The organism is Variovorax sp. ISS6 (assembly GCF_056523145.1).
In genome coordinates this window covers 6072443-6091374 of sequence record NZ_JAWRZC010000001.1, presented here as the reverse complement: position 1 = coordinate 6091374, position 18932 = coordinate 6072443, and the positions used below count along the sequence as shown (strand labels likewise).

At 68.6% G+C, this 18932-nt stretch carries 17 protein-coding genes, 1 tRNA gene and 1 pseudogene; 14 read left to right on the top strand and 5 right to left on the bottom strand.

All coding sequences use genetic code 11. The annotated features are described in order from the left end of the window. The first annotated feature begins 86 nt into the window (after window positions 1–86). From lolA to AC1HIL_RS28045, 6 genes are all read left to right on the top strand, one after another. Window positions 87–725 (top strand): outer membrane lipoprotein periplasmic chaperone LolA, encoded by a 639-nt coding sequence (gene lolA / locus AC1HIL_RS28070; protein WP_296740949.1) that lies wholly within the window; start codon window positions 87–89, stop codon window positions 723–725. A 28-nt stretch (window positions 726–753) separates the two neighbouring features. After that, on the top strand, window positions 754–2046 hold the full coding sequence (locus AC1HIL_RS28065) for a replication-associated recombination protein A (RefSeq protein ID WP_057595018.1): 1293 nt from the start codon (window positions 754–756) through the stop codon (window positions 2044–2046). Window positions 2047–2287: 241 nt separating this feature from the next. Continuing rightward, window positions 2288–3217 carry a branched-chain amino acid ABC transporter permease gene (locus tag AC1HIL_RS28060; RefSeq protein ID WP_057595017.1) on the top strand — a complete coding sequence of 310 codons (930 nt, stop codon included), beginning with the start codon at window positions 2288–2290 and terminating at the stop codon, window positions 3215–3217. A 14-nt stretch (window positions 3218–3231) separates the two neighbouring features. Continuing rightward, entirely contained in the window at window positions 3232–4440 is a 1209-nt protein-coding gene (locus tag AC1HIL_RS28055) for a branched-chain amino acid ABC transporter permease (protein WP_057595016.1), read from the top strand. A gap of 17 nt (window positions 4441–4457) precedes the next feature. Next, window positions 4458–5234, top strand: coding sequence for an ABC transporter ATP-binding protein (locus AC1HIL_RS28050; RefSeq protein ID WP_057595043.1), 777 nt, complete (start codon window positions 4458–4460; stop codon window positions 5232–5234). Window position 5235: 1 nt separating this feature from the next. Then, a complete protein-coding gene (locus AC1HIL_RS28045) occupies window positions 5236–6012 on the top strand; it encodes an ABC transporter ATP-binding protein (RefSeq protein ID WP_057595015.1) in 777 nt (258 codons plus the stop codon). 85 nt (window positions 6013–6097) lie between these two features. Here the strand turns inward: AC1HIL_RS28045 and AC1HIL_RS28040 are convergent, their stop codons facing one another. Next, window positions 6098–7081, bottom strand: coding sequence for a Bug family tripartite tricarboxylate transporter substrate binding protein (locus tag AC1HIL_RS28040; RefSeq protein WP_209547380.1), 984 nt, complete (start codon window positions 7079–7081; stop codon window positions 6098–6100). 73 nt (window positions 7082–7154) lie between these two features. Beyond that, the gene (locus AC1HIL_RS28035) at window positions 7155–8219 is read right to left on the bottom strand and encodes a CDP-6-deoxy-delta-3,4-glucoseen reductase (RefSeq protein ID WP_422096221.1); all 1065 of its coding nucleotides are present in this window, start codon (window positions 8217–8219) and stop codon (window positions 7155–7157) included. Between the two features lie 64 nt (window positions 8220–8283). Between AC1HIL_RS28035 and AC1HIL_RS28030 the strand changes: the two genes are divergently transcribed. Then, window positions 8284–9216 (top strand): SDR family oxidoreductase, encoded by a 933-nt coding sequence (locus AC1HIL_RS28030; RefSeq protein WP_261215678.1) that lies wholly within the window; start codon window positions 8284–8286, stop codon window positions 9214–9216. A gap of 49 nt (window positions 9217–9265) precedes the next feature. Here AC1HIL_RS28030 and AC1HIL_RS28025 read toward each other — a convergent pair. Further along, window positions 9266–9350, bottom strand: a tRNA-Leu gene (locus tag AC1HIL_RS28025). A 129-nt stretch (window positions 9351–9479) separates the two neighbouring features. On the opposite strand from AC1HIL_RS28025, the gene cysM reads away from it, so the two are divergent. The 3 genes from cysM (at window position 9480) to AC1HIL_RS28010 (ending at window position 11275) form a co-directional block, all read left to right on the top strand. Further along, window positions 9480–10388: a cysteine synthase CysM gene (gene cysM, locus AC1HIL_RS28020; protein ID WP_057592908.1), complete on the top strand. Its 909-nt coding sequence runs from the start codon at window positions 9480–9482 to the stop codon at window positions 10386–10388. Between the two features lie 75 nt (window positions 10389–10463). Then, complete coding sequence (locus tag AC1HIL_RS28015) at window positions 10464–11045, top strand: NUDIX domain-containing protein (protein WP_479670539.1); 582 nt, start codon at window positions 10464–10466, stop codon at window positions 11043–11045. Window positions 11046–11047: 2 nt separating this feature from the next. Next, on the top strand, window positions 11048–11275 hold the full coding sequence (locus tag AC1HIL_RS28010) for a sulfurtransferase TusA family protein (protein WP_057592910.1): 228 nt from the start codon (window positions 11048–11050) through the stop codon (window positions 11273–11275). 77 nt (window positions 11276–11352) lie between these two features. On the opposite strand, the gene galU is transcribed toward AC1HIL_RS28010, so the two are convergent. Both galU and AC1HIL_RS28000 read right to left on the bottom strand, forming a co-directional pair. Further along, window positions 11353–12243: a UTP--glucose-1-phosphate uridylyltransferase GalU gene (gene galU, locus AC1HIL_RS28005; protein ID WP_413762688.1), complete on the bottom strand. Its 891-nt coding sequence runs from the start codon at window positions 12241–12243 to the stop codon at window positions 11353–11355. Between the two features lie 146 nt (window positions 12244–12389). Further along, window positions 12390–15299: a valine--tRNA ligase gene (locus AC1HIL_RS28000; protein WP_479670538.1), complete on the bottom strand. Its 2910-nt coding sequence runs from the start codon at window positions 15297–15299 to the stop codon at window positions 12390–12392. A gap of 130 nt (window positions 15300–15429) precedes the next feature. On the opposite strand from AC1HIL_RS28000, the pseudogene yaaA reads away from it, so the two are divergent. The 4 genes and pseudogenes from yaaA (at window position 15430) to queF (ending at window position 18896) form a co-directional block, all read left to right on the top strand. After that, a pseudogene (yaaA, locus tag AC1HIL_RS27995) lies at window positions 15430–16216 on the top strand (peroxide stress protein YaaA). Window positions 16217–16256: 40 nt separating this feature from the next. Continuing rightward, window positions 16257–17102, top strand: coding sequence for a 2OG-Fe(II) oxygenase (locus tag AC1HIL_RS27990; RefSeq protein WP_057592914.1), 846 nt, complete (start codon window positions 16257–16259; stop codon window positions 17100–17102). A 22-nt stretch (window positions 17103–17124) separates the two neighbouring features. Continuing rightward, window positions 17125–18021, top strand: a complete 897-nt coding sequence (locus tag AC1HIL_RS27985) for an alpha/beta fold hydrolase (RefSeq protein ID WP_479670537.1) — start codon at window positions 17125–17127, stop codon at window positions 18019–18021. Next, entirely contained in the window at window positions 18018–18896 is an 879-nt protein-coding gene (gene queF / locus AC1HIL_RS27980) for an NADPH-dependent 7-cyano-7-deazaguanine reductase QueF (protein ID WP_057592916.1), read from the top strand. Before AC1HIL_RS27985 ends, queF begins: the two co-directional genes overlap by 4 nt. The last annotated feature ends 36 nt before the right edge of the window (window positions 18897–18932 follow it).

Below are 18932 nucleotides of genomic sequence, written 5' to 3'. Positions count from 1 at the left end.
TTGCAAATCTTCATCAAGCCCTACAAGGACGGCCATGGCCGCCGGGGTAAGGTCGATGCGGTGTTCAGCTTCGAAGGTTTGAAAGAATGAAGACTCGTCCCTGGCTCCTCGCGGGCCTTCTTTTCGCGTGCGGTGCCCATGCATGGGCCGGCGGCATGGAAAGCCTCGAGGCTTTCGTCAAGTCCGCCAAGTCCGGCCGCGCCGACTTCACCCAGACCGTGACCGCGCCGCCGCGCGACGGCCAGGCCGGCCGCGTCAAGACCTCGAGCGGCACCTTCGAATTCCAGCGGCCCGGCCGCTTCAAGTTCGACTACAAGAAGCCTTTCGCGCAAAGCATCGTGGCCGACGGCAAGACGCTGTGGCTCTACGATGCCGACCTCAACCAGGTCACGCAGCGCGCGCAGGCACAGGCTTTGGGCTCGACGCCCGCGGCCCTGATCGCCGCCGCGCCCGACCTGCGTGCGCTGCAGGCCGACTTCGCGCTCGAGGCGGTGCCCGAGCGCGACGGCCTGCAATGGGTCAAGGCCACGCCGAAGAACAAGGATGGCCAGTTGCAGAACGTGCAGGTCGGCTTCCAGGGCGACGCGCTCGCGGCGCTCGAGATCCTCGACAGCTTCGGCCAGCGCTCGGTGCTCAAGTTCAGCAAGGTCGAGGTCAATCCCGCGCTGCCCGCCGCCACCTTCGACTTCAAGGTGCCCACCGGCGCGGACGTCGTCAAGCAGTAATCCACACTCTCACCCGAACGTTTCGTCCTTGGCCGTCAGCTCGCATCAACCCCTGGCCGAGCGCCTGCGTCCGCGCACGCTCGGCGAAGTCATCGGCCAGCAGCACCTGCTCGGGCCCGGCATGGCGCTGCGCATCGCCTTCGAGTCGGGCCAGCCGCATTCGTGCATCCTCTGGGGCCCGCCCGGCACCGGCAAGACCACCATCGCGCGCCTGATGGCCGATGCCTTCGATGCGCAGTTCCTGAGCATCAGCGCGGTGCTCGGCGGCGTGAAGGACATCCGCGAGGCGGTCGAGCGCGCGACCGCTGCGCGCGACGGGCTCGAGCAGCGGCGCACCATCGTCTTCGTCGACGAAGTGCATCGCTTCAACAAGAGCCAGCAGGACGCCTTCCTGCCGCACGTCGAGTCGGGCCTCTTCACCTTCATCGGCGCCACCACCGAGAACCCGTCGTTCGAGGTCAACTCGGCGCTGCTCTCGCGGGCCGCCGTGTATGTGCTGCAGTCGCTCGGCGAAGCCGACCTCAAGCAGATCGTCGCGAAGGCGCAGGCCATCGACGCATTGCCCGCCATCGAGGACGCCGCGCTCGAGCGCCTGATCGCCTATGCCGACGGTGATGCGCGCCGGCTGCTCAACACGCTCGAAACGCTGGCCGTCGCGGCACGCGCCGAGAAGCTCGAGGCCATCGGCGACGAATGGCTGCTGCGCGTGCTCGGCGAGCGCATGCGGCGCTACGACAAGGGCGGCGAGCAGTTCTACGACACCATCAGCGCGCTGCACAAGTCGGTGCGCGGCAGCGATCCAGATGCCGCGCTCTACTGGTTCGTGCGCATGCTCGATGGTGGCGCCGATCCGCGCTACATGGCACGCCGGCTGGTGCGCATGGCGAGCGAGGACATCGGCCTGGCCGATCCGCGCGCGCTGCGGCTCGCGCTCGACGCGGCCGAGGTCTACGAGCGCCTGGGCACGCCCGAGGGCGAACTGGCGCTGGCCCAGTGCGTGGTCTACCTCGCGATGGCGCCCAAGTCGAACGCGGTCTACACGGCCTACAACGCGGTGCGCGCGCTGGTCAAGAAGGACAGCACGCGGCCCGTGCCCATGCATCTGCGCAATGCCCCGACCAAGCTCATGAAGGAGCTCGACTACGGCAAGGGCTATCGCTACGCGCACGACGAGGAGGGCGGTTTCGCGGCCGGCGAGCAGTACCTGCCCGATGGCCTGCAGGGTCAGGTCTTCTACGAACCGGTCGATCGCGGACTCGAGATCCGCATCGGCGAGAAGCTGCGCGAACTGCGCCGCCGGAACGCCGAACAGGGCGACTGATACGCCCTTGCGGCGTGCACGCAAGGCGTGCATGGATACAAGCGCAAAGCGCATGACGTCAGCGGGTAAACCCCCGTCGATGCGCACCAAATCGGCGCTGGCCCGTGACTACAATCCCGCCCACTAAATCGGCAGCCACCACATGCTGGCTGGTTTTTTGCTTGTCAAGCCAAGGCGCCAAACCGGTGCCACGGTGGGTGAATGGCACCCCGCAACGGTGCAACACAGAGGAATCTTCTTTATGGACATCTTGCTGCAGCAGATCATCAACGGTCTGGTTCTCGGCAGCATGTACGCCTTGATAGCCTTGGGCTACACCATGGTGTACGGCATCATCAATCTGATCAATTTCGCGCACGGTGAAGTGCTCATGGTGGGGGCGCTCACGAGCTGGTCCATCATCGGGCTCATGCAGTCGTCGATGCCCGGCACGCCGGGCTGGCTGATATTGATCATCGCGCTGGTCATCGCGTGCGTCGTCGCCGCCACGCTGAACTTCGTGATCGAGAAAGTGGCCTACCGGCCGCTGCGCAACTCACCCAAGCTCGCACCGCTGATCACCGCCATCGGCATGTCGATCCTGCTGCAGACGCTGGCGATGATCATCTGGAAGCCCACCAACAAGGCCTACCCGACGCTGCTGCCCTCGGACCCCATCCACATCGCCGGCGCCGTCATCTCGCCGACGCAGGTGATGATCCTCGGCGTCACCGCGGTCTCGCTGGCCATCCTCATGTGGCTGGTCAATTACACGAAGCTCGGCCGCGCGATGCGCGCCACCGCCGAGAACCCGCGCGTGGCTGCGCTGATGGGCATCCGCCCCGACATGGTCATCTCGGCCACCTTCATCATCGGTGCCGTGCTCGCGGCCATCGCGGGCGTCATGTACGCCTCCAACTACGGCATCGCGCAGCACGCGATGGGCTTCCTGCCCGGCCTCAAGGCCTTCACCGCGGCCGTGTTCGGCGGCATCGGCAACCTCGCGGGAGCGGTCGTCGGCGGCCTCCTGCTGGGGCTCATCGAAGCCATCGGCTCGGGCTACATCGGCACCCTCACGGGTGGCGTGCTCGGCAGCAACTACAGCGACATCTTCGCGTTCATCGTGCTGATCGTGATGCTCACGCTGCGCCCCGCCGGCCTGCTCGGCGAACGCGTGGCCGACCGCGCCTGAAGGAACTTGCCATCATGAAGAACAGCAAGAACCTCGCGCTCTACCTTGTCGGCGTCATCGCCGTGCTCGCGCTGCCGCTGCTGCTGCAAAGCCAGGGCAATGCCTGGGTGCGCATCGCCGACATCGCACTGCTCTACGTGCTGTTGGCACTGGGCCTGAACATCGTGGTCGGCTACGCCGGCCTGCTCGACCTGGGCTACGTCGCCTTCTTCGCGGTCGGTGCCTACCTGTTCGCGCTCATGGGCTCGGGCCACCTGTCCGAGACCTTCGAGTGGTTCAAGGCCACCTTCCCGAACGGCATGCACACCTCGCTGCTGATCGTGATACCGCTGGCCTTCGTGCTGGCCGCGCTGCTCGGCGTGCTGCTCGGCGCGCCCACGCTGAAGCTGCGCGGCGACTACCTCGCGATCGTGACGCTGGGCTTCGGCGAAATCATCCGCGTGTTCCTGAACAACCTCGACCAGCCGATCAACATCACGAACGGTCCCAAGGGCATCACCTCGATCGACTCGATCAAGTTCTGGGGCCTCGACCTCGGCAAGGCCTGGAAGTTCGACGGCTTCACGATCTCCTCGGTCACGCTGTACTACTACCTGTTCCTCGCGCTGGTGGTGGTCACCATCGTGATCTCGCACCGCCTGCAGGTCTCGCGCATCGGCCGCGCCTGGATGGCCATCCGCGAGGACGAGATCGCCGCCAAGGCGATGGGCATCAACACCCGCAACATGAAGCTGCTGGCCTTCGGCATGGGCGCGAGCTTCGGCGGCGTGTCGGGCGCGATGTTCGCGGCCTTCCAGGGCTTCGTCTCGCCCGAGTCGTTCAGCCTCATGGAGTCGGTGATGATCGTCGCCATGGTCGTGCTCGGCGGCATCGGCCACCTGCCCGGCGTGATCCTGGGCGCCGTGCTGCTCGCGGCCCTGCCCGAGGTGCTGCGCTACGTCGCCGGCCCGCTGCAGGCGCTGACAGACGGCCGCCTCGACGCCTCCATCCTGCGCCAGCTGTTCATCGCGCTGGCCATGATCGTCATCATGCTGGTGCGCCCGCGCGGCCTGTGGCCCTCGCCCGAGCATGGCAAGACGCTGCAGCGCAAGGGCGCCGCGGCGGTCGACCCGGCCCATGCTGCGGTCGCGCCCGGCTCGCTGCAGACCCACGCGCCCGGCGTCGATTCGCCGGCCGACGAAGTGCCCGGTGGCGCCTCGCGTTCCATGTCGATCAATCCGTGAGCCAGGAGACGCATCCCATGAGCACGGCAGACACCATCCTCAACGTCCGCGGCATCTCCAAGCGCTTCGGCGGCCTGCAGGCCCTCTCGGACGTCGGCATCACCATCCAGCGCGGCCAGGTCTATGGCCTGATCGGCCCCAACGGCGCCGGCAAGACCACCTTCTTCAACGTCATCACCGGCCTGTACACGCCCGACAGCGGCAGCTTCGAGCTCGCCGGCAAGCCCTACCAGCCCACGGCCGTGCACGAGGTGGCCAAGGCCGGCATCGCGCGCACCTTCCAGAACATCCGCCTGTTCGCCGAAATGACGGCGCTCGAGAACGTGATGGTCGGTCGCCACATCCGCACCCGCTCCGGCGTGGTCGGCGCGATGCTGCGCACCGGCGCCTTCAAGGCCGAGGAGAAGGCCATCGCCCAGCGCGCGCAGGAACTGCTCGACTACGTGGGCATCGGCAAGTTCGCCGACTACAAGGCGCGCACGCTGAGCTACGGCGACCAGCGCCGCCTCGAGATCGCGCGCGCCCTGGCCACCGACCCGCAGCTCATCGCCCTCGACGAGCCCGCGGCCGGCATGAACATGACCGAGAAGGTCCAGCTGCGCGAGCTGATCGACCGCATCCGCCGCGACGACCGCACCATCCTGATCATCGAACACGACGTGAAGCTGATCATGGGCCTGTGCGACCGCGTCACGGTGCTCGATTACGGCAAGCAGATCGCCGAAGGCACGCCGGCGGATGTACAGAAGAACGAAAAGGTGATCGAGGCTTACCTCGGCACCGGAGGACATTGAGATGAGCGCAGCAGTGCAAACCCAAGAGGAAGTCGCGGCGGGCGCTTCGCAACGAAAGGCCGCGGGCAAGGTGTTGCTCAAGGTCAGCGGCCTGAAGGTCGGCTACGGCGGCATCCAGGCCGTCAAGGGCGTGGACTTCGAGGTGCGCGAGGGCGAGCTGGTCTCGCTGATCGGCTCCAACGGCGCCGGCAAGACCACCACCATGAAGGCGATCACCGGCACGCTGCCCGCGGGCGCGGGCGACATCGAGTTCCTGGGCCGCAGCATCAAGGGCCGCGGCGCCTGGGACCTGGTGGGCGAGGGCCTGGTGATGGTGCCGGAGGGCCGCGGCGTGTTCACGCGCATGACGATCACCGAGAACCTGCAGATCGGCGCCTACATCCGCAAGGACAAGGCCGGCATCGCGAGCGACATGGAGCGCGTGTTCGTGACCTTCCCGCGGCTGCGCGAGCGCAAGGACCAGCTGGCCGGCACCATGTCGGGCGGCGAGCAGCAGATGCTGGCCATGGGCCGCGCGCTGATGGCGCGCCCCAAGGTGCTGCTGCTCGACGAACCCACCATGGGCCTGTCGCCGATCATGTGCGACAAGATCTTCGAGGTGGTGCAGGCCGTGGCCGCGCAGGGCGTGACCATCCTGCTGGTCGAGCAGAACGCCAACCGCGCGCTGCAGCTGGCCGACCGCGGCTACGTGATGGAGTCGGGCCTGATCACCATGTCGGGCGATGCCAAGGGGCTGCTCAGCGATCCGAAGGTGCGCGCGGCGTACCTGGGCGAGTAAGCGGCACGGCGGGCCTTTCGAGGCCACGCAAAAAAAAGGGCGGCGGTGCGAGGCACCGGCCGCCCTTTGTCTTGTGGGTGCGAGCTCAGTCGACCTTCGCGCCCGTGGCCTTCACCACCTGCTCGTACTTGCCGAGTTCGCTCTTCATGAAGGCGCCGAACTGCGCGGGCGTGCTGGCCACCGGCTCGGCCAGCAGCAGCGCGAAGCGCGACTTGGTCTCCGGCGCGTTCAGCGCGTCGACGAAGGCATGGTTGAGCTTGGCGATCACGTCCGGCGGCGTGTGGGCCGGCGCGACCAGGCCCCACCAGGTGTCGATCGAGAAGTCCTTGAGCGTGTCCGACACCGGCGGCACCTCGGGCAGGGCGCTGCTGCGCTGCAGGGTGGTCACGGCGATCGCCTTGAGCTTGCCCGAGCGGATGTTGGGCGCGGCGGTGGCGAGGTTGTCGAAGTTGAAGTCGACCTGGCCCGACACCAGCGCCAACTGCGCCGGGTTGCCGCCGTTGTAGGGGATGTGCACCGCGAAGATGCCGGCGGCCTTCTTGAACATCTCGCCCGCCAGATGGCCGGCGCTGCCGTTGCCGCCGCTGCCGTAGTTGAGCTTTCCGGGGTTGGCCCGGGCGTAGGCGATCAGGTCCTTGAGCGTGGCGATCTTCAGGCGCTGCGCGGTCTCCGCGTTCATCACCAGCACGTTGGGCACGCGGACCATCTGCGTGATCGGCGCGAAGTCGGTCGCCGCGTTGAAGGGCATCTTGCTGTAGAGCCAGGGGTTCACCGCGTTGGTGGCGGTGGCGGCGATGCCGATGGTCAGGCCATCGGGCGCGGCCTTGGCGACGATGTCGGCGCCGATGTTGCCGCCCGCGCCGGGCTTGTTGTCGATGATCACCGGGCCGCCGAGCGTGTCGCGCACGCGTTCGGCCAGCGCGCGCGCTGTCACGTCGATGGGGCCGCCGGCCGCGTAGGGCACGACGAGGCGGATCGGCCGCTGCTGCTGGGCCAGGGCGGGGGCGCCGGTGGCCAGGGCGAGCGTGGAGAGGGCGAGGGTGGCGAGGAAGGTCTTGCGGGTTGTCATGCCCCGGATTGTCGGCGCGCCGCGCGGCGGCCGCAGCGTGGCTATCCCTAGCCGGCGCGCCGGGCCACCGGCTTCAGGGCAGTGCCTTGTCGGCCTCGGTGGTGAAGGCGTCGGCGAAGAACTCTTCCTCGGGCAGGCCCGCGAGCGCCACGTAGTCGCGCTTGGCCGAGTCCACCACGATCGGCGCGCCGCAGGCATAGACCTGGTGGCCCGAGAGGTCGGCGAAGTCTTCCAGCACCGCGGCATGGACGAAGCCGGTGCGGCCGGTCCAGTTGTCCTCGGGCGTGGCGTTGGAGATCACCGGCACGTAGCGCAGGTTCGGCATCTGCGCGAGCTGCTCGCGCACCCAGTCGTCCATGTAGAGGTCCTCGGGCCGGCGGCCGCCCCAGTAGAGCGTGGCGGGGCGGTCGATGGCCTTGAACTTCATGTGCTCGAGCAGCGCCTTGATCGGCGCGAAGCCGGTGCCCGAGGCCAGCAGGATCAGCGGCTTGTCCGAGTCCTCGCGCAGGAAGAAGCTGCCGTAGGGGCCCTCGATGCGCAGGATCTCCTTTTCCTTCATGGTGAGGAACACGTGGTCGGTGAACTTGCCGCCCGGCAGGTGGCGCAGGTGCAGCTCGATGCCCGTGCCCGGCTCGCCCAGCGTGTGCGGCGCATTGGCCATCGAGTAGCTGCGGCGCGCGCCGTCGCGCAGGATGAATTCCACGTACTGCCCCGCGTAGAACTGCAGCGGCTCGCCGGCCGGCAATTGCAGGCGCAGCTGCATCACGTCGTGCGACTTGCGCGCGAGCGCGAGCACCCGCACCGGCATCTTGCGGATCGGATGGGCGCCGGCCTCGGTCACCTGGCGCGATTCGAGCACCACGTCGCTGCGCGCGCGGGCGCAGCAGGTCAGCACGAAGCCCGCGAGCTGTTCTTCCGCGCTCAGGGCCTTGCTCTGGTGCGGGCCGAGCTCGACCTCGCCCGAGAGCTTGCGGCACTTGCACGAGCCGCAGGCGCCGTCCTTGCAGCCATAGGGCAGGCCGATGCCCTGGCGGATGCCGGCCGCGAGGATGGTTTCGTCGCCTTGCGCCACGAAATGGCGGCCGCTGGGTTCGACGGTGATGGAAAAGCCCGCCTCATGCGGCGCTGCAACAGTCATCGGTATTCTTCGGCTTGGATCAGCCCGTTACATGGGGGCTGAAAAAGAAAAGGGAACCCGAATTTTGCCTTCAATCCATAGCCCCTCCGGCGCGCTGCCGGCGCGCTTTCGCCGGACGCGTCTCCTGATCGTCGGCTGCGGCGACGTCGGCCAGCGCGTGGCGCGCGATCTGCGCGGGCGCGTGTCGCTGGTGGCGCTCACCTCCTCGGCCGAGCGCGTGAGCGCTTTGCGCGCCGCGGGCATCCGGCCGCTGATCGGCAATCTCGACGATCCGAAGACCCTGCGGCGCCTGTCGGCGCTGGGCACGCGCGTGCTGCACCTGGCGCCGCCGCCGCGCGACAGCGGCTCGGCCTGGTGGCGAGACCAGCGCACCGCCGCGCTGGTGCGCGCGCTGCGGCTGCGCGCGCTGCCCGACGCGCTGGTCTACGGCTCGACCAGCGGCGTCTATGGCGATTGCGGTGGCGCGCGCGTGAGCGAGACCCGCGCCGTGCGCCCCGACACGCCGCGCAGCCATCGGCGCGTCGATGCCGAGCGCGCCGTGCGCTGGTTCGGCCGCAGCACGGGCGTGCGCGCCAGCATCCTGCGCATCCCGGGCATCTACGCGCCCGACCGCGAAGGCGGCACGCCGCGCCAGCGGCTGCAGCGCGGCACGCCGGTGCTGCGGCGCGAGGACGACGTCTACACCAGCCACATCCATGCCGACGACCTCGCGCGCGCCTGCATCGCGGCGCTGTTCCGCGGCCGGCCGCAGCGCATCGTGCATGCCTCGGACGACACCGAGCTGCGCATGGGCGACTACATCGACCTCGCGGCCGACCTCTACGGCATGCCGCGCCCGCCGCGGGTGGCGCGCGAGGAGGCCGAACGCCAGCTGCCGCTGCAGCTGCTGAGCTTCATGGGCGAATCGCGCCGGCTCGACAACACGCGGCTCAAGCGCGAGCTGCGCGTGCGGCTCGCGCATCCGACGGTGCATACCGGGCTGCGCGAGGGAATCTGAGAGGGGAGGCGGAGTCCGCGAAGGACACCGGAAAAGAAGGCGCCGTGTGTGGTGCCCGGGGCCGGAATCGAACCGGCACGCCTTGCGGCGGGGGATTTTGAGTCCCCTGCGTCTACCAATTTCACCACCCGGGCACGGCAGGAAGGAAGCCCAAAATTATGGCACAGTGGAATGATGAACCGTCCCGAAGCTGATTCTTTTGCATATCCGCTACCCTCCGGGGCGGCAACCAGCGCCTTCCGCGCGGCCGACCGGACGCAGTCATGACCCACAAGTACCCCACCATCGAAGACGCCATCGGCCGCACGCCGCTGGTCGCGCTGCAGCGCATCAACGCCGAAGAGAACGCGCGGCGCAACAACGTGATCCTCGGCAAGCTCGAGGGCAACAACCCCGCCGGTTCGGTCAAGGACCGTCCGGCGCTTTCGATGATCAAGCGCGCCGAGGAGCGCGGCGAGATCAAGCCCGGCGACACGCTGATCGAGGCCACCTCGGGCAACACCGGCATCGCGCTCGCGATGGCAGCGGCCGTGAAGGGCTATCACATGGTCCTGATCATGCCGGAGGACCTCTCGATCGAGCGCGCCCAGACCATGAAGGCCTTCGGCGCCGAGCTCGTGCTCACGCCCAAGAGCGGCGGCATGGAATACGCGCGCGACCTCGCCGAGCAGATGGTGGCGCAGGGCAAGGGCCGCGTGCTCGACCAGTTCGCCAACCCCGACAACCCGCGCATCCACTACGAGACCACCGGCCCCGAGATCTGGGCCGACACCCAGGGCAAGGTCACGCACTTCGTGAGCGCCATGGGCACCACCGGCACCATCACGGGCGTGTCACGCTTCCTGAAGGAAAAGAACCCCGCGATCCGCATCGTCGGCGCGCAGCCGGCCGAGGGCTCGCGCATTCCCGGCATCCGCAAGTGGCCGGCCGAATACCTGCCGAAGATCTTCGACCCGAGCCGTGTCGACCAGGAGATCAGCGTGAGCCAGGACGATGCCGAGGAGATGTGCCGGCGCCTCGCGCGCGAGGAGGGCATCTTCGGCGGCATCTCGGCCGCCGGCGCGCTGTGGGCGGCGCTGCAGGTCGCCAACACGGTCGAGAACGCCACCATCGTGTTCGTGGTCTGCGACCGCGGCGACCGCTACCTGTCGACCGGCGTCTTCCCCGCCTGATGCCAGCACCCCGGTGCGCCACGCGGCGCGCCGGCGGTTTCCCGGAACGAGACAAGAAAGAACAAGAGCCACCCCATGCCCCATCCCAAGTTCTGCCAGGCCTGCGCCACGCCGCTCGAATGGATCGCGCTGATGGAAGACGGCGGTCCCAAGGAGCGCCTGCGCTGCCCCAACTGCGGCCACACGCACTGGAACAATCCGACGCCGGTGCTGGCCGCCATCGTCGAATACCGCGGCCAGGTGCTGCTGGCGCGCAACGCGGCCTGGCCCGGCAAGATGTTCGCGCTGATCACCGGCTTCATGGAGGCCGGCGAGACGCCCGAGGAAGGCATCGCGCGCGAGGTCAAGGAAGAGACCAACCTCGACGTGAGCGCGACGAAGATCATCGGCGCCTACGACTTCCAGCGCATGAACCAGGTCATCATCGCCTACCACGTGGTGGCCGATGGCGAGGTCAGGCTCTCGCCCGAGCTGGTCGACTACCGCCTCTACGACCTGCCCGACCTCAAGTGCTGGCCCGCCGGCACGGGCTATGCGCTGGCCGACTGGCTGCGCACGCGCGGCCACGAGCCGGTGTTCTTCACCGCGGCCGAGAACGAGGAACGCCGCCGCGGCCTGAACCTGCCGCCCGAGCCGCCCACCGGCAAGGGAGCCTGAGCATGGACGTCGACCGCGAAATCGACACCCGCGGGCTCAACTGCCCGCTGCCCATCCTCAAGGCCAAGAAGTCGCTCAACGACATGGCCAGCGGCCAGCTGCTGCGCGTGGTCTCGACCGACCCCGGCTCGGTGCGCGACTTCCAGGCCTTCGCGCGCCAGACCGGCAATGCGTTGATGGAACAGCAGACGGTCGGCACCGACTTCATCCACGTGCTGAAGCGGCGCTGAGGCCGCGCGCGACACGGCATCGAAAAGCAAAAAGGCCGGGAATCGCTGCCCGGCCTTTCGATTTGGAGCGACCCGGTTCAGAGCTTCAGGCTCTTGAGATACTCGCGGAACTGCCCGCCCACTTCCGGATGCGCGAGCGCCAGTTCCACGCTGGCCTGCAGGAAGCCTTCCTTGCTGCCGCAGTCGTAGCGCACGCCCTTGTACGAATAGGCGTAGACCGATTCCTTCTTCATCAGCGCGGCGATGCCGTCGGTGAGCTGGATCTCGCCGCCCGCGCCCTTGGGCTGCTCGCGGATCTCGGCGAACACGCCAGGCGTGAGGATGTAGCGGCCGGCCACGCCCAGGCGCGAGGGAGCGTCCTCGGGCTTCGGCTTCTCGACCATGCGGTTGACCTTGACCAGGCCGTCCTCGATGGCGTCGCCGGCCACGATGCCGTAGCGCTTCACGTGCTCGAGCGGCACTTCCTGCACCGCCAGCAGCGAGCCGCCGAGGCGCGCGAAAGCGGCGGTCATCTGGGCCAGCACCGGTTCGCCGCCCGTGGGGCCGACCATCAGGTCGTCGGCCAGCAGCACGGCGAAGGGCTCGTTGCCCACCAGGTGCTCGGCGCACAGCACCGCGTGGCCCAGGCCCAGCATGCGCGGCTGGCGCACGTAGGAGCAGGTCATGTCGTCGGGCATCACCGAGCGTGCGATGTTCAGCAGCGCATCCTTGCCGCTGGCCTCGAGCTGGCTCTCGAGCTCGTAGGCGGTGTCGTAGTGATCCTCGATCGCGCGCTTGTTGCGGCCGGTCACGAAGATCATGTCGCGGATGCCCGCGGCATAGGCTTCCTCGACGGCGTACTGGATCAGGGGCTTGTCGACCACCGGCAGCATTTCCTTGGGCTGGGCCTTGGTGGCCGGCAGGAAGCGGGTGCCGAAGCCTGCAACGGGGAATACGGCCTTGCGGATGCGCGTCGGGGAGGTGGACATGGGCAATTCGGTGTCGGTTCGTTCAGGATGAAGGAAGGAGTGAGGGCCGCGGGGGCCGTCCGGAACTGCGGCGGCGGAACCGGTCCGCCGCCCGGCCGATTCTGCATCGGCCACCCATCCTACCGGCCTGCGGACAAGCCCGTATGTCAGCCGAGGCGCACAAGCTGGTCGCGCAGGCGCTCCAGCGTGGCCGTGAAGTCGGCCAGGCGCTTGCGCTCCTGCTCGATCACGGCCGGCGGCGCCTTGGCCACGAAGGCCTCGTTGCCGAGCTTGCCGTTGACCTTGGCGATCTCGCCCTCGATGCGGGCGATCTCCTTGCCGATGCGCGCGCGCTCGGCCACCTTGTCGATCTCCATGTGCAGGCACAGGCGGGCATTGCCGACCACGGCCACCGGCGCGGCCTCGGCGGCCGCGGCCCAGGCGGCCTCGTCGTCGAACACGCGCACTTCCTTGAGCTTGGCGAGCGCCTGCAGCACCGGCGCGGCCTCGCGCAGGAAGGCCGCGCCCTCGGCGTCGTCGGCCACGGCATAGAGCGGCAGCCGCAGCGCGGGCGAGACGTTCATCTCGCCGCGCAGGGTGCGGCAGCCGTCCACCAGCGCCTTGAGCCGCGCCACGTGGGCCTCGGCGGCCTCGTCGATGCGCTCGGGCTGGCTCTGCGGATAGGCCGCCACCATCACCGATTCGCCCGTGCGGCCCGCTACCGGCGCGACCTTCTGCCACAGCTCCTCGGTGATGAACGGGATCACCGGATGCGCGAGGCGCAGCAGGGTTTCGAGCGTGCGGATCAGCGTGCGGCGCGTGGCACGCTTCTGGGCATCGTCGCCGGTCTGAATCTGCACCTTGGCGATCTCGAGGTACCAGTCGCAGAACTCGTCCCAGGCGAACTGGTAGATCGCGTTGGCGACGTTGTCGAGCCGGTACTCCTCGAAGCCCTTGGCGACCTCGGCCTCGACGCGCTGCAGCTGCGAGACGATCCAGTAGTCGGCGCGGCTGAACTTCAGGTAGCCGTGCGCCGGACCGCCGACCTTGCACTCTTCCTTCGTGTGCTCCTTGAGGCCGCAGTCCTGGCCCTCGCAGTTCATCAGCACGAAGCGGGTGGCGTTCCACAGCTTGTTGCAGAAGTTGCGGTAGCCCTCGCAGCGCTTGCTGTCGAAGTTGATGCTGCGGCCCAGCGAGGCCAGCGAGGCGAAGGTGAAGCGCAGCGCGTCGGCGCCGAAGGCCGGGATGCCCTCGGGGAATTCCTTCTGCGTGTTCTTGCGCACCGTGGGCGCGGTCTCGGGCTTGCGCAGGCCCTGGGTGCGCTTGTCGAGCAGCTCGGGCAGCTCGATGCCGTCGATCAGGTCGACCGGGTCGAGCACGTTGCCCTCGGACTTGCTCATCTTCTTGCCCTGCGCATCGCGCACCAGGCCGTGGATGTAGACGTCCTTGAACGGCACGCGGCCGGTGAAGTGCTTGGTCATCATGATCATCCGGGCGACCCAGAAGAAGATGATGTCGTAGCCCGTGACCAGCACGCTCGAGGGCAGGTAGAGGTTGTAGTCGCTCGTGGGCTCGGTGCCCTGGTTCGGCCAGCCCAGCGTCGAGAACGGGAACAGGGCCGCGGAGAACCAGGTGTCGAGCACGTCCTCCTCGCGGCGCAGCGTCTTGCCGGGCGCCTTGGCCTGGGCTTCCTCCTCGCTGCGCGCGACGTAGACATTGCCCTCGTCGTCGTACCAGGCCGGGATCTGGTGGCCCCACCAGAGCTGGCGCGAGATGGTCCAGTCCTGGATGTTCTCCATCCAGTGGTTGTAGGTGTTGATCCAGTTCTCGGGCACGAAGCGCACCTCGCCCGAGCGCACCACGTCGATCGCCTTCTGCGCGATCGACTGGCCGTCGGCGCCGGGCTTGGTCATGGCCACGTACCACTGGTCGGTCAGCATCGGCTCGACGATGGCGCCGGTGCGCGCGCAGCGCGGCACCATCAGCTTGTGCTTCTTGGTCTCGACCAAGAGGCCCAGCGCGTCGAGGTCGGCCACCACGGCCTTGCGCGCCACGAAGCGGTCGAGGCCGCGGTATTTCTCGGGCGCGTTGTCGTTGACGGTCGCGTCGAGCGTGAGGATGCCGATGGTCTCGAGCTGGTGGCGCTGGCCCACCGCATAGTCGTTGTAGTCGTGCGCGGGCGTGACCTTCACCACGCCGGTGCCGAAGGCCTTGTCGACGTAGTCGTCGGCGATCACCGGGATCAGCCGGTCGACCAGCGGCAGGCGCACCTGCTTGCCGATCAGCGCCTTGTAGCGCTCGTCTTCCGGATGGACCATCACGGCCGTGTCGCCGAGCATGGTCTCGGGCCGGGTGGTGGCCACCGTGAGCGTGCCCGAGCCGTCTTCCAGCGGGTAGGCGATGTGCCAGAGCCAGCCGTCCTCTTCCTCGCTCTCGACCTCGAGGTCGCTCACGGCGGTCTTGAGCGTCGGGTCCCAGTTCACCAGGCGCTTGCCGCGGTAGATCAGGCCCTCTTCATAGAGCTTGACGAAGGTGTCCATCACCACGGGCGAGAGCTTCTCGTCCATGGTGAAGTATTCGCGGCTCCAGTCGACGGTGTCGCCCATGCGGCGCATCTGCTGGGTGATGGTGTTGCCGCTGCGTTCCTTCCACTCCCAGACCTTGGCGATGAAGTTCTTGCGCGCCTCCTGCGGCGTCGGGCCCATCTCGTGGCGGCTGATGTTCTGCGCCTGCAGCTGGCGCTCGACCACGATCTGGGTCGCGATGCCCGCGTGGTCGGTGCCCGGCAGCCACAGCGTGTTGTCGCCCTTCATGCGGTGGTAGCGCGTGAGGCTGTCCATGATCGTCTGGTTGAACGCATGGCCCATGTGCAGCGTGCCCGTCACGTTGGGCGGCGGCAGCTGGATCGAGAACGCGCCGGCGTCGGCCTTCGGCTTCCCGGTGCCGCGCCAGCCCGCGTGCGCGTAGCCGCGCTTTTCCCATTCGGGACCCCAGTGCGCCTCGAGGGCCGCGGGTTCGAACGATTTGGAAAGGCTCTCGAGGCCGGGTTGGGCGGTGGGTGTGGTGGGTTCGCTCATGGGGGCTTGGGGCAATGCGGCCATGGCGCCGGTACGCAGGTCGTACGGGCCGCGGGCCGCGCGGAGGCAGGGAAGGTCGACGATTTTACCGGCGCCGCAAGGGGCGGGCGGGCCAACAGATAATTCCGCGATGCTGTTCCTGCTCTCTCCCGCCAAGTCGCTCGACTACGACACCCCGGTCCCCGCCGAAGTTCCCGCCACCCAACCCCATTTCGAGAGCCCGAAGGGCCCCTCGGTCGAACTGATCAAGCTGCTGCGCGAGAAGTCGCCGCAGCAGAATCTCCGAGCTGATGCGCCTGTCGGACAAGCTCTCGGCCCTCAACGTGGCGCGCTATGCCGCCTGGCGTCCCAAGAGCACCGGGCAGAACGCCCGCCAGGCCGCCTTCGCCTTCGACGGCGACGTCTACGGGGGCTTCGACGCGCGCTCGTTCACGCCCGCGCAATTGGACTGGGCGCAGGACCACGTCTGCATCCTCAGCGGCCTGTACGGCGTGCTGCGCCCGCTCGACCGGCTGCAGCCCTACCGGCTCGAGATGGGCACCGCGCTGGCCAACCGGCATGGCAAGGACCTCTATGCCTTCTGGGGCGCGCGCATCGCCGAGCACCTCAACGAGCGGCTGGCGGCCGACCGCACGCCGGTGGTGATCAACGCCGCCTCGCAGGAGTACTTCCGCGCCGTCGACACCAGGGCGCTCAAGGCGCGTGTGGTCGAATGCGTGTTCGAGGAGTGGAAGGGCGACCGCTACAAGGTCATCAGCTTCTTCGCCAAGCGCGCGCGCGGCCTGCTGGCGCGCTGGGCCGTGCTGCACCGCGTGGCCACGCCCAAGGCGCTGGAAAAATTCGATCTCGAGGGTTATGGTTTCGACGCCCAGGTGTCCACGGCCGAACGGCTGGTCTTCAGGAGAAAACTCGTATGAATGATGTGAGGGAAGCAGGCGAGGCAACCGGAGCGCGCGCATGACGCAGGCCGTGAGTCCCGAACTGCGCGACTGGCTGGTGAGCCAGCTCGCGGCCGGCCATTCGGTGCCCGCGCTGCGCGCCTCGATGCGCGCGGCCGGCTGGCACGACGCCGCCACCGACATCGCGCTGGCCCAGCTCGAGGCCGGCTTTCCCGAATCCAGGGCCGCGTCGGCGCTGCCGCCGCGCACCTCGATGCCGGGCCCCGACCTCGAGGGCTCGCCGCTGTACATCGATGCCGGCGACCGCCGCGTGCAGGTGCTGCAGACCATGAAGCACCCGCGCGTGATCGTCTTCGGCAACCTGCTGTCGGCCGAGGAGTGCGAGGCGCTGATCGCGGCCGCGCGCGTGCGGCTCGCGCGCTCGCTCACGGTCGAGACCAAGACCGGCGGCGAGGTGCTGAACGTCGACCGCACCAGCGAAGGCATGTTCTTCGAGCGCGGCGAGAACGAGACCGTGCAGCGGCTCGAGCAGCGCCTGGCGCTGCTGCTGCGCTGGCCGCTGGAGTTCGGCGAGGGGCTGCAGATCCTGCGCTACGCGCCCGGCGCGCAGTACCGGCCGCACTACGACTATTTCGATCCCGGCGAGCCCGGCACGCCCACCATCCTCAAGCGTGGCGGCCAGCGCGTCGCCACGCTGGTGATGTACCTGCAGGAGCCCGAGAAGGGCGGCGCCACCACCTTCCCCGACGTCGGCCTCGAGGTCGCGCCGGTGCGCGGCACCGGCGTGTTCTTCAGCTACGACCATCCCGATCCCGCCACCCGCACGCTGCACGGCGGCGCGCCCGTGGTCGCGGGCGAGAAGTGGGTCGCCACCAAGTGGCTGCGCGAACGCGAGTTCCGCTAGCCCGCAACACAAGAAAGCCGCGATGAAGGTCCAGGCCAACGGATTGCAGATCGAAGTCGACGACACCGGCGGCGAGGGCCGGCCGGTGATCCTGCTGGTGATGGGCCTGGGCATGCAGCTCGTGGCCTGGCCGCGCGATTTCGTGCAGCCGCTGGTCGACGCCGGCTTTCGCGTGCTGCGCCACGACAACCGCGACATCGGCCTGAGCGAAGGCTTCGACCACAAGGGCGTGGGCAACATCGTCTGGGAGAGCATCCGGCTGCGCCTGGGCCTGCCGGTGCGCTCGGCCTACACGCTGCAGGACATGGCGGCCGATTCGCTGGGCGTGCTCGACGCGCTGGGCATCGCGCAGGCGCACGTGGTCGGCGCCTCGATGGGCGGCATGATCGCGCAGCGCATGGCCGCGACCGCGCCCACGCGCGTGCAGAGCCTCGTGAGCATCATGAGCTCGAGCGGCGCGCGCGGCCTGCCCGGTCCGCGCCGCGAGGTGGCCGCGATGCTGCTGCGGCGCCCGCTGGGCCGTGGCGAGGACGAGCTGATCGCGCACAGCATCCGCCTGCTGCGCCTGATCCAGAGCCCGGCCTATCCGCAGACCGGCGAGGCGCTGGCCGAGCGCCTGCGCTTCGCCATGCGCCGTGCCTACCATCCGGCCGGCATGTTCCGCCAGATGCTCGCCATCGGCGCCGACACCGAGCGCCCCGAACTGCTGGGCCGCATCCAGTGCCCGACCCTGGTGCTGCACGGCGAGCCCGACGCGCTGGTGCCGATCGCCTGCGGCCAGGACACGGCGCGCCGCATCCCCGGCGCGCAGTTCGTGCCCATTCCCGGCATGGGCCACGACCTCCCGCCCGAGGTCTGCGCCATCCTTGCCAGACACATCGTCCCGTTCCTGAACGCGACGCCATCCCGCCATCCATGAGCCACGACGCCTCCCACACCCCCAACCCCAACACGCCCGAGCAGTCCCAGCTCGGCCGCGCCTCGGCCTACGCCGACCGCTACGACCCCACGCTGCTGTTCCCGATCGCCCGCGCCACCCAGCGCGAGGCCATGGGCATCGCGGCCGGCGCCTTGCCCTTCTTCGGCGCCGACCTCTGGACCGCCTTCGAGCTGAGCTGGCTCAACCCGCGCGGCAAGCCGCAACTCGCGATCGCGCACTTCACCGTGCCCTGCGAAACGCCCAACATCATCGAGAGCAAGAGCTTCAAGCTCTACCTCAACAGCTTCAACAACACCGCCTTCGCCGACGCCGAGGCCGTGCGCGAACGCCTGCGCACCGACCTGGCCGAGGCGCTGTGGCGCGGCAGCGACCGCGCGGCGGGCATCGGCGTGAAGCTGGTCGCGCCCGAGCTGTTCGACCGCGAGCCGGTGCACGAGCTCGACGGCCTGGATCTCGACCGGCTCGACATCGAGTGCACGCACTACCAGCCCGCGCCCGAGCTGCTCTCGAGCGACGCCACGCAGGTGCCGGTGACCGAGACGCTGACCAGCCGGCTGCTCAAGAGCAACTGCCTGGTCACGGGCCAGCCCGACTGGGGCAGCGTGCAGATCCGCTACAGCGGCCCGCCGATCGACCAGGCCGGGCTGCTCGCCTACATCGTGAGCTTTCGCAACCACAACGAATTCCACGAGCCCTGCGCCGAGCGCATGTTCACCGACATCTGGAAGCACTGCCACCCGACCAAGCTCGCGGTGTACGCGCGCTACACGCGGCGCGGCGGGCTCGACATCAACCCGTTTCGCACCAGCTGGCCGCAGGCGCTGCCGGCCAACGTGCGCACGGCGCGCCAGTAGGCGGATCGGTGTCGTCGAAGTTTTTTGAAGATTTTT

Coding starts and splice junctions, on each gene's coding strand:
- AC1HIL_RS28015 (WP_479670539.1), top strand. CDS start 10,464: ATGCCCCATCCCAAGTTCTGCCAGGCCTGCGCCACGCCGCTCGAATGG.
- queF (WP_057592916.1), top strand. CDS start 18,018: ATGAGCCACGACGCCTCCCACACCCCCAACCCCAACACGCCCGAGCAG.
- AC1HIL_RS28000 (WP_479670538.1), bottom strand. CDS start 15,299: ATGAGCGAACCCACCACACCCACCGCCCAACCCGGCCTCGAGAGCCTT.
- AC1HIL_RS28060 (WP_057595017.1), top strand. CDS start 2,288: ATGGACATCTTGCTGCAGCAGATCATCAACGGTCTGGTTCTCGGCAGC.
- cysM (WP_057592908.1), top strand. CDS start 9,480: ATGACCCACAAGTACCCCACCATCGAAGACGCCATCGGCCGCACGCCG.
- AC1HIL_RS28045 (WP_057595015.1), top strand. CDS start 5,236: ATGAGCGCAGCAGTGCAAACCCAAGAGGAAGTCGCGGCGGGCGCTTCG.
- galU (WP_413762688.1), bottom strand. CDS start 12,243: ATGTCCACCTCCCCGACGCGCATCCGCAAGGCCGTATTCCCCGTTGCA.
- AC1HIL_RS28050 (WP_057595043.1), top strand. CDS start 4,458: ATGAGCACGGCAGACACCATCCTCAACGTCCGCGGCATCTCCAAGCGC.
- AC1HIL_RS28055 (WP_057595016.1), top strand. CDS start 3,232: ATGAAGAACAGCAAGAACCTCGCGCTCTACCTTGTCGGCGTCATCGCC.
- AC1HIL_RS27990 (WP_057592914.1), top strand. CDS start 16,257: ATGACGCAGGCCGTGAGTCCCGAACTGCGCGACTGGCTGGTGAGCCAG.
- lolA (WP_296740949.1), top strand. CDS start 87: ATGAAGACTCGTCCCTGGCTCCTCGCGGGCCTTCTTTTCGCGTGCGGT.
- AC1HIL_RS28035 (WP_422096221.1), bottom strand. CDS start 8,219: ATGACTGTTGCAGCGCCGCATGAGGCGGGCTTTTCCATCACCGTCGAA.
- AC1HIL_RS28010 (WP_057592910.1), top strand. CDS start 11,048: ATGGACGTCGACCGCGAAATCGACACCCGCGGGCTCAACTGCCCGCTG.
- AC1HIL_RS28040 (WP_209547380.1), bottom strand. CDS start 7,081: ATGACAACCCGCAAGACCTTCCTCGCCACCCTCGCCCTCTCCACGCTC.
- AC1HIL_RS27985 (WP_479670537.1), top strand. CDS start 17,125: ATGAAGGTCCAGGCCAACGGATTGCAGATCGAAGTCGACGACACCGGC.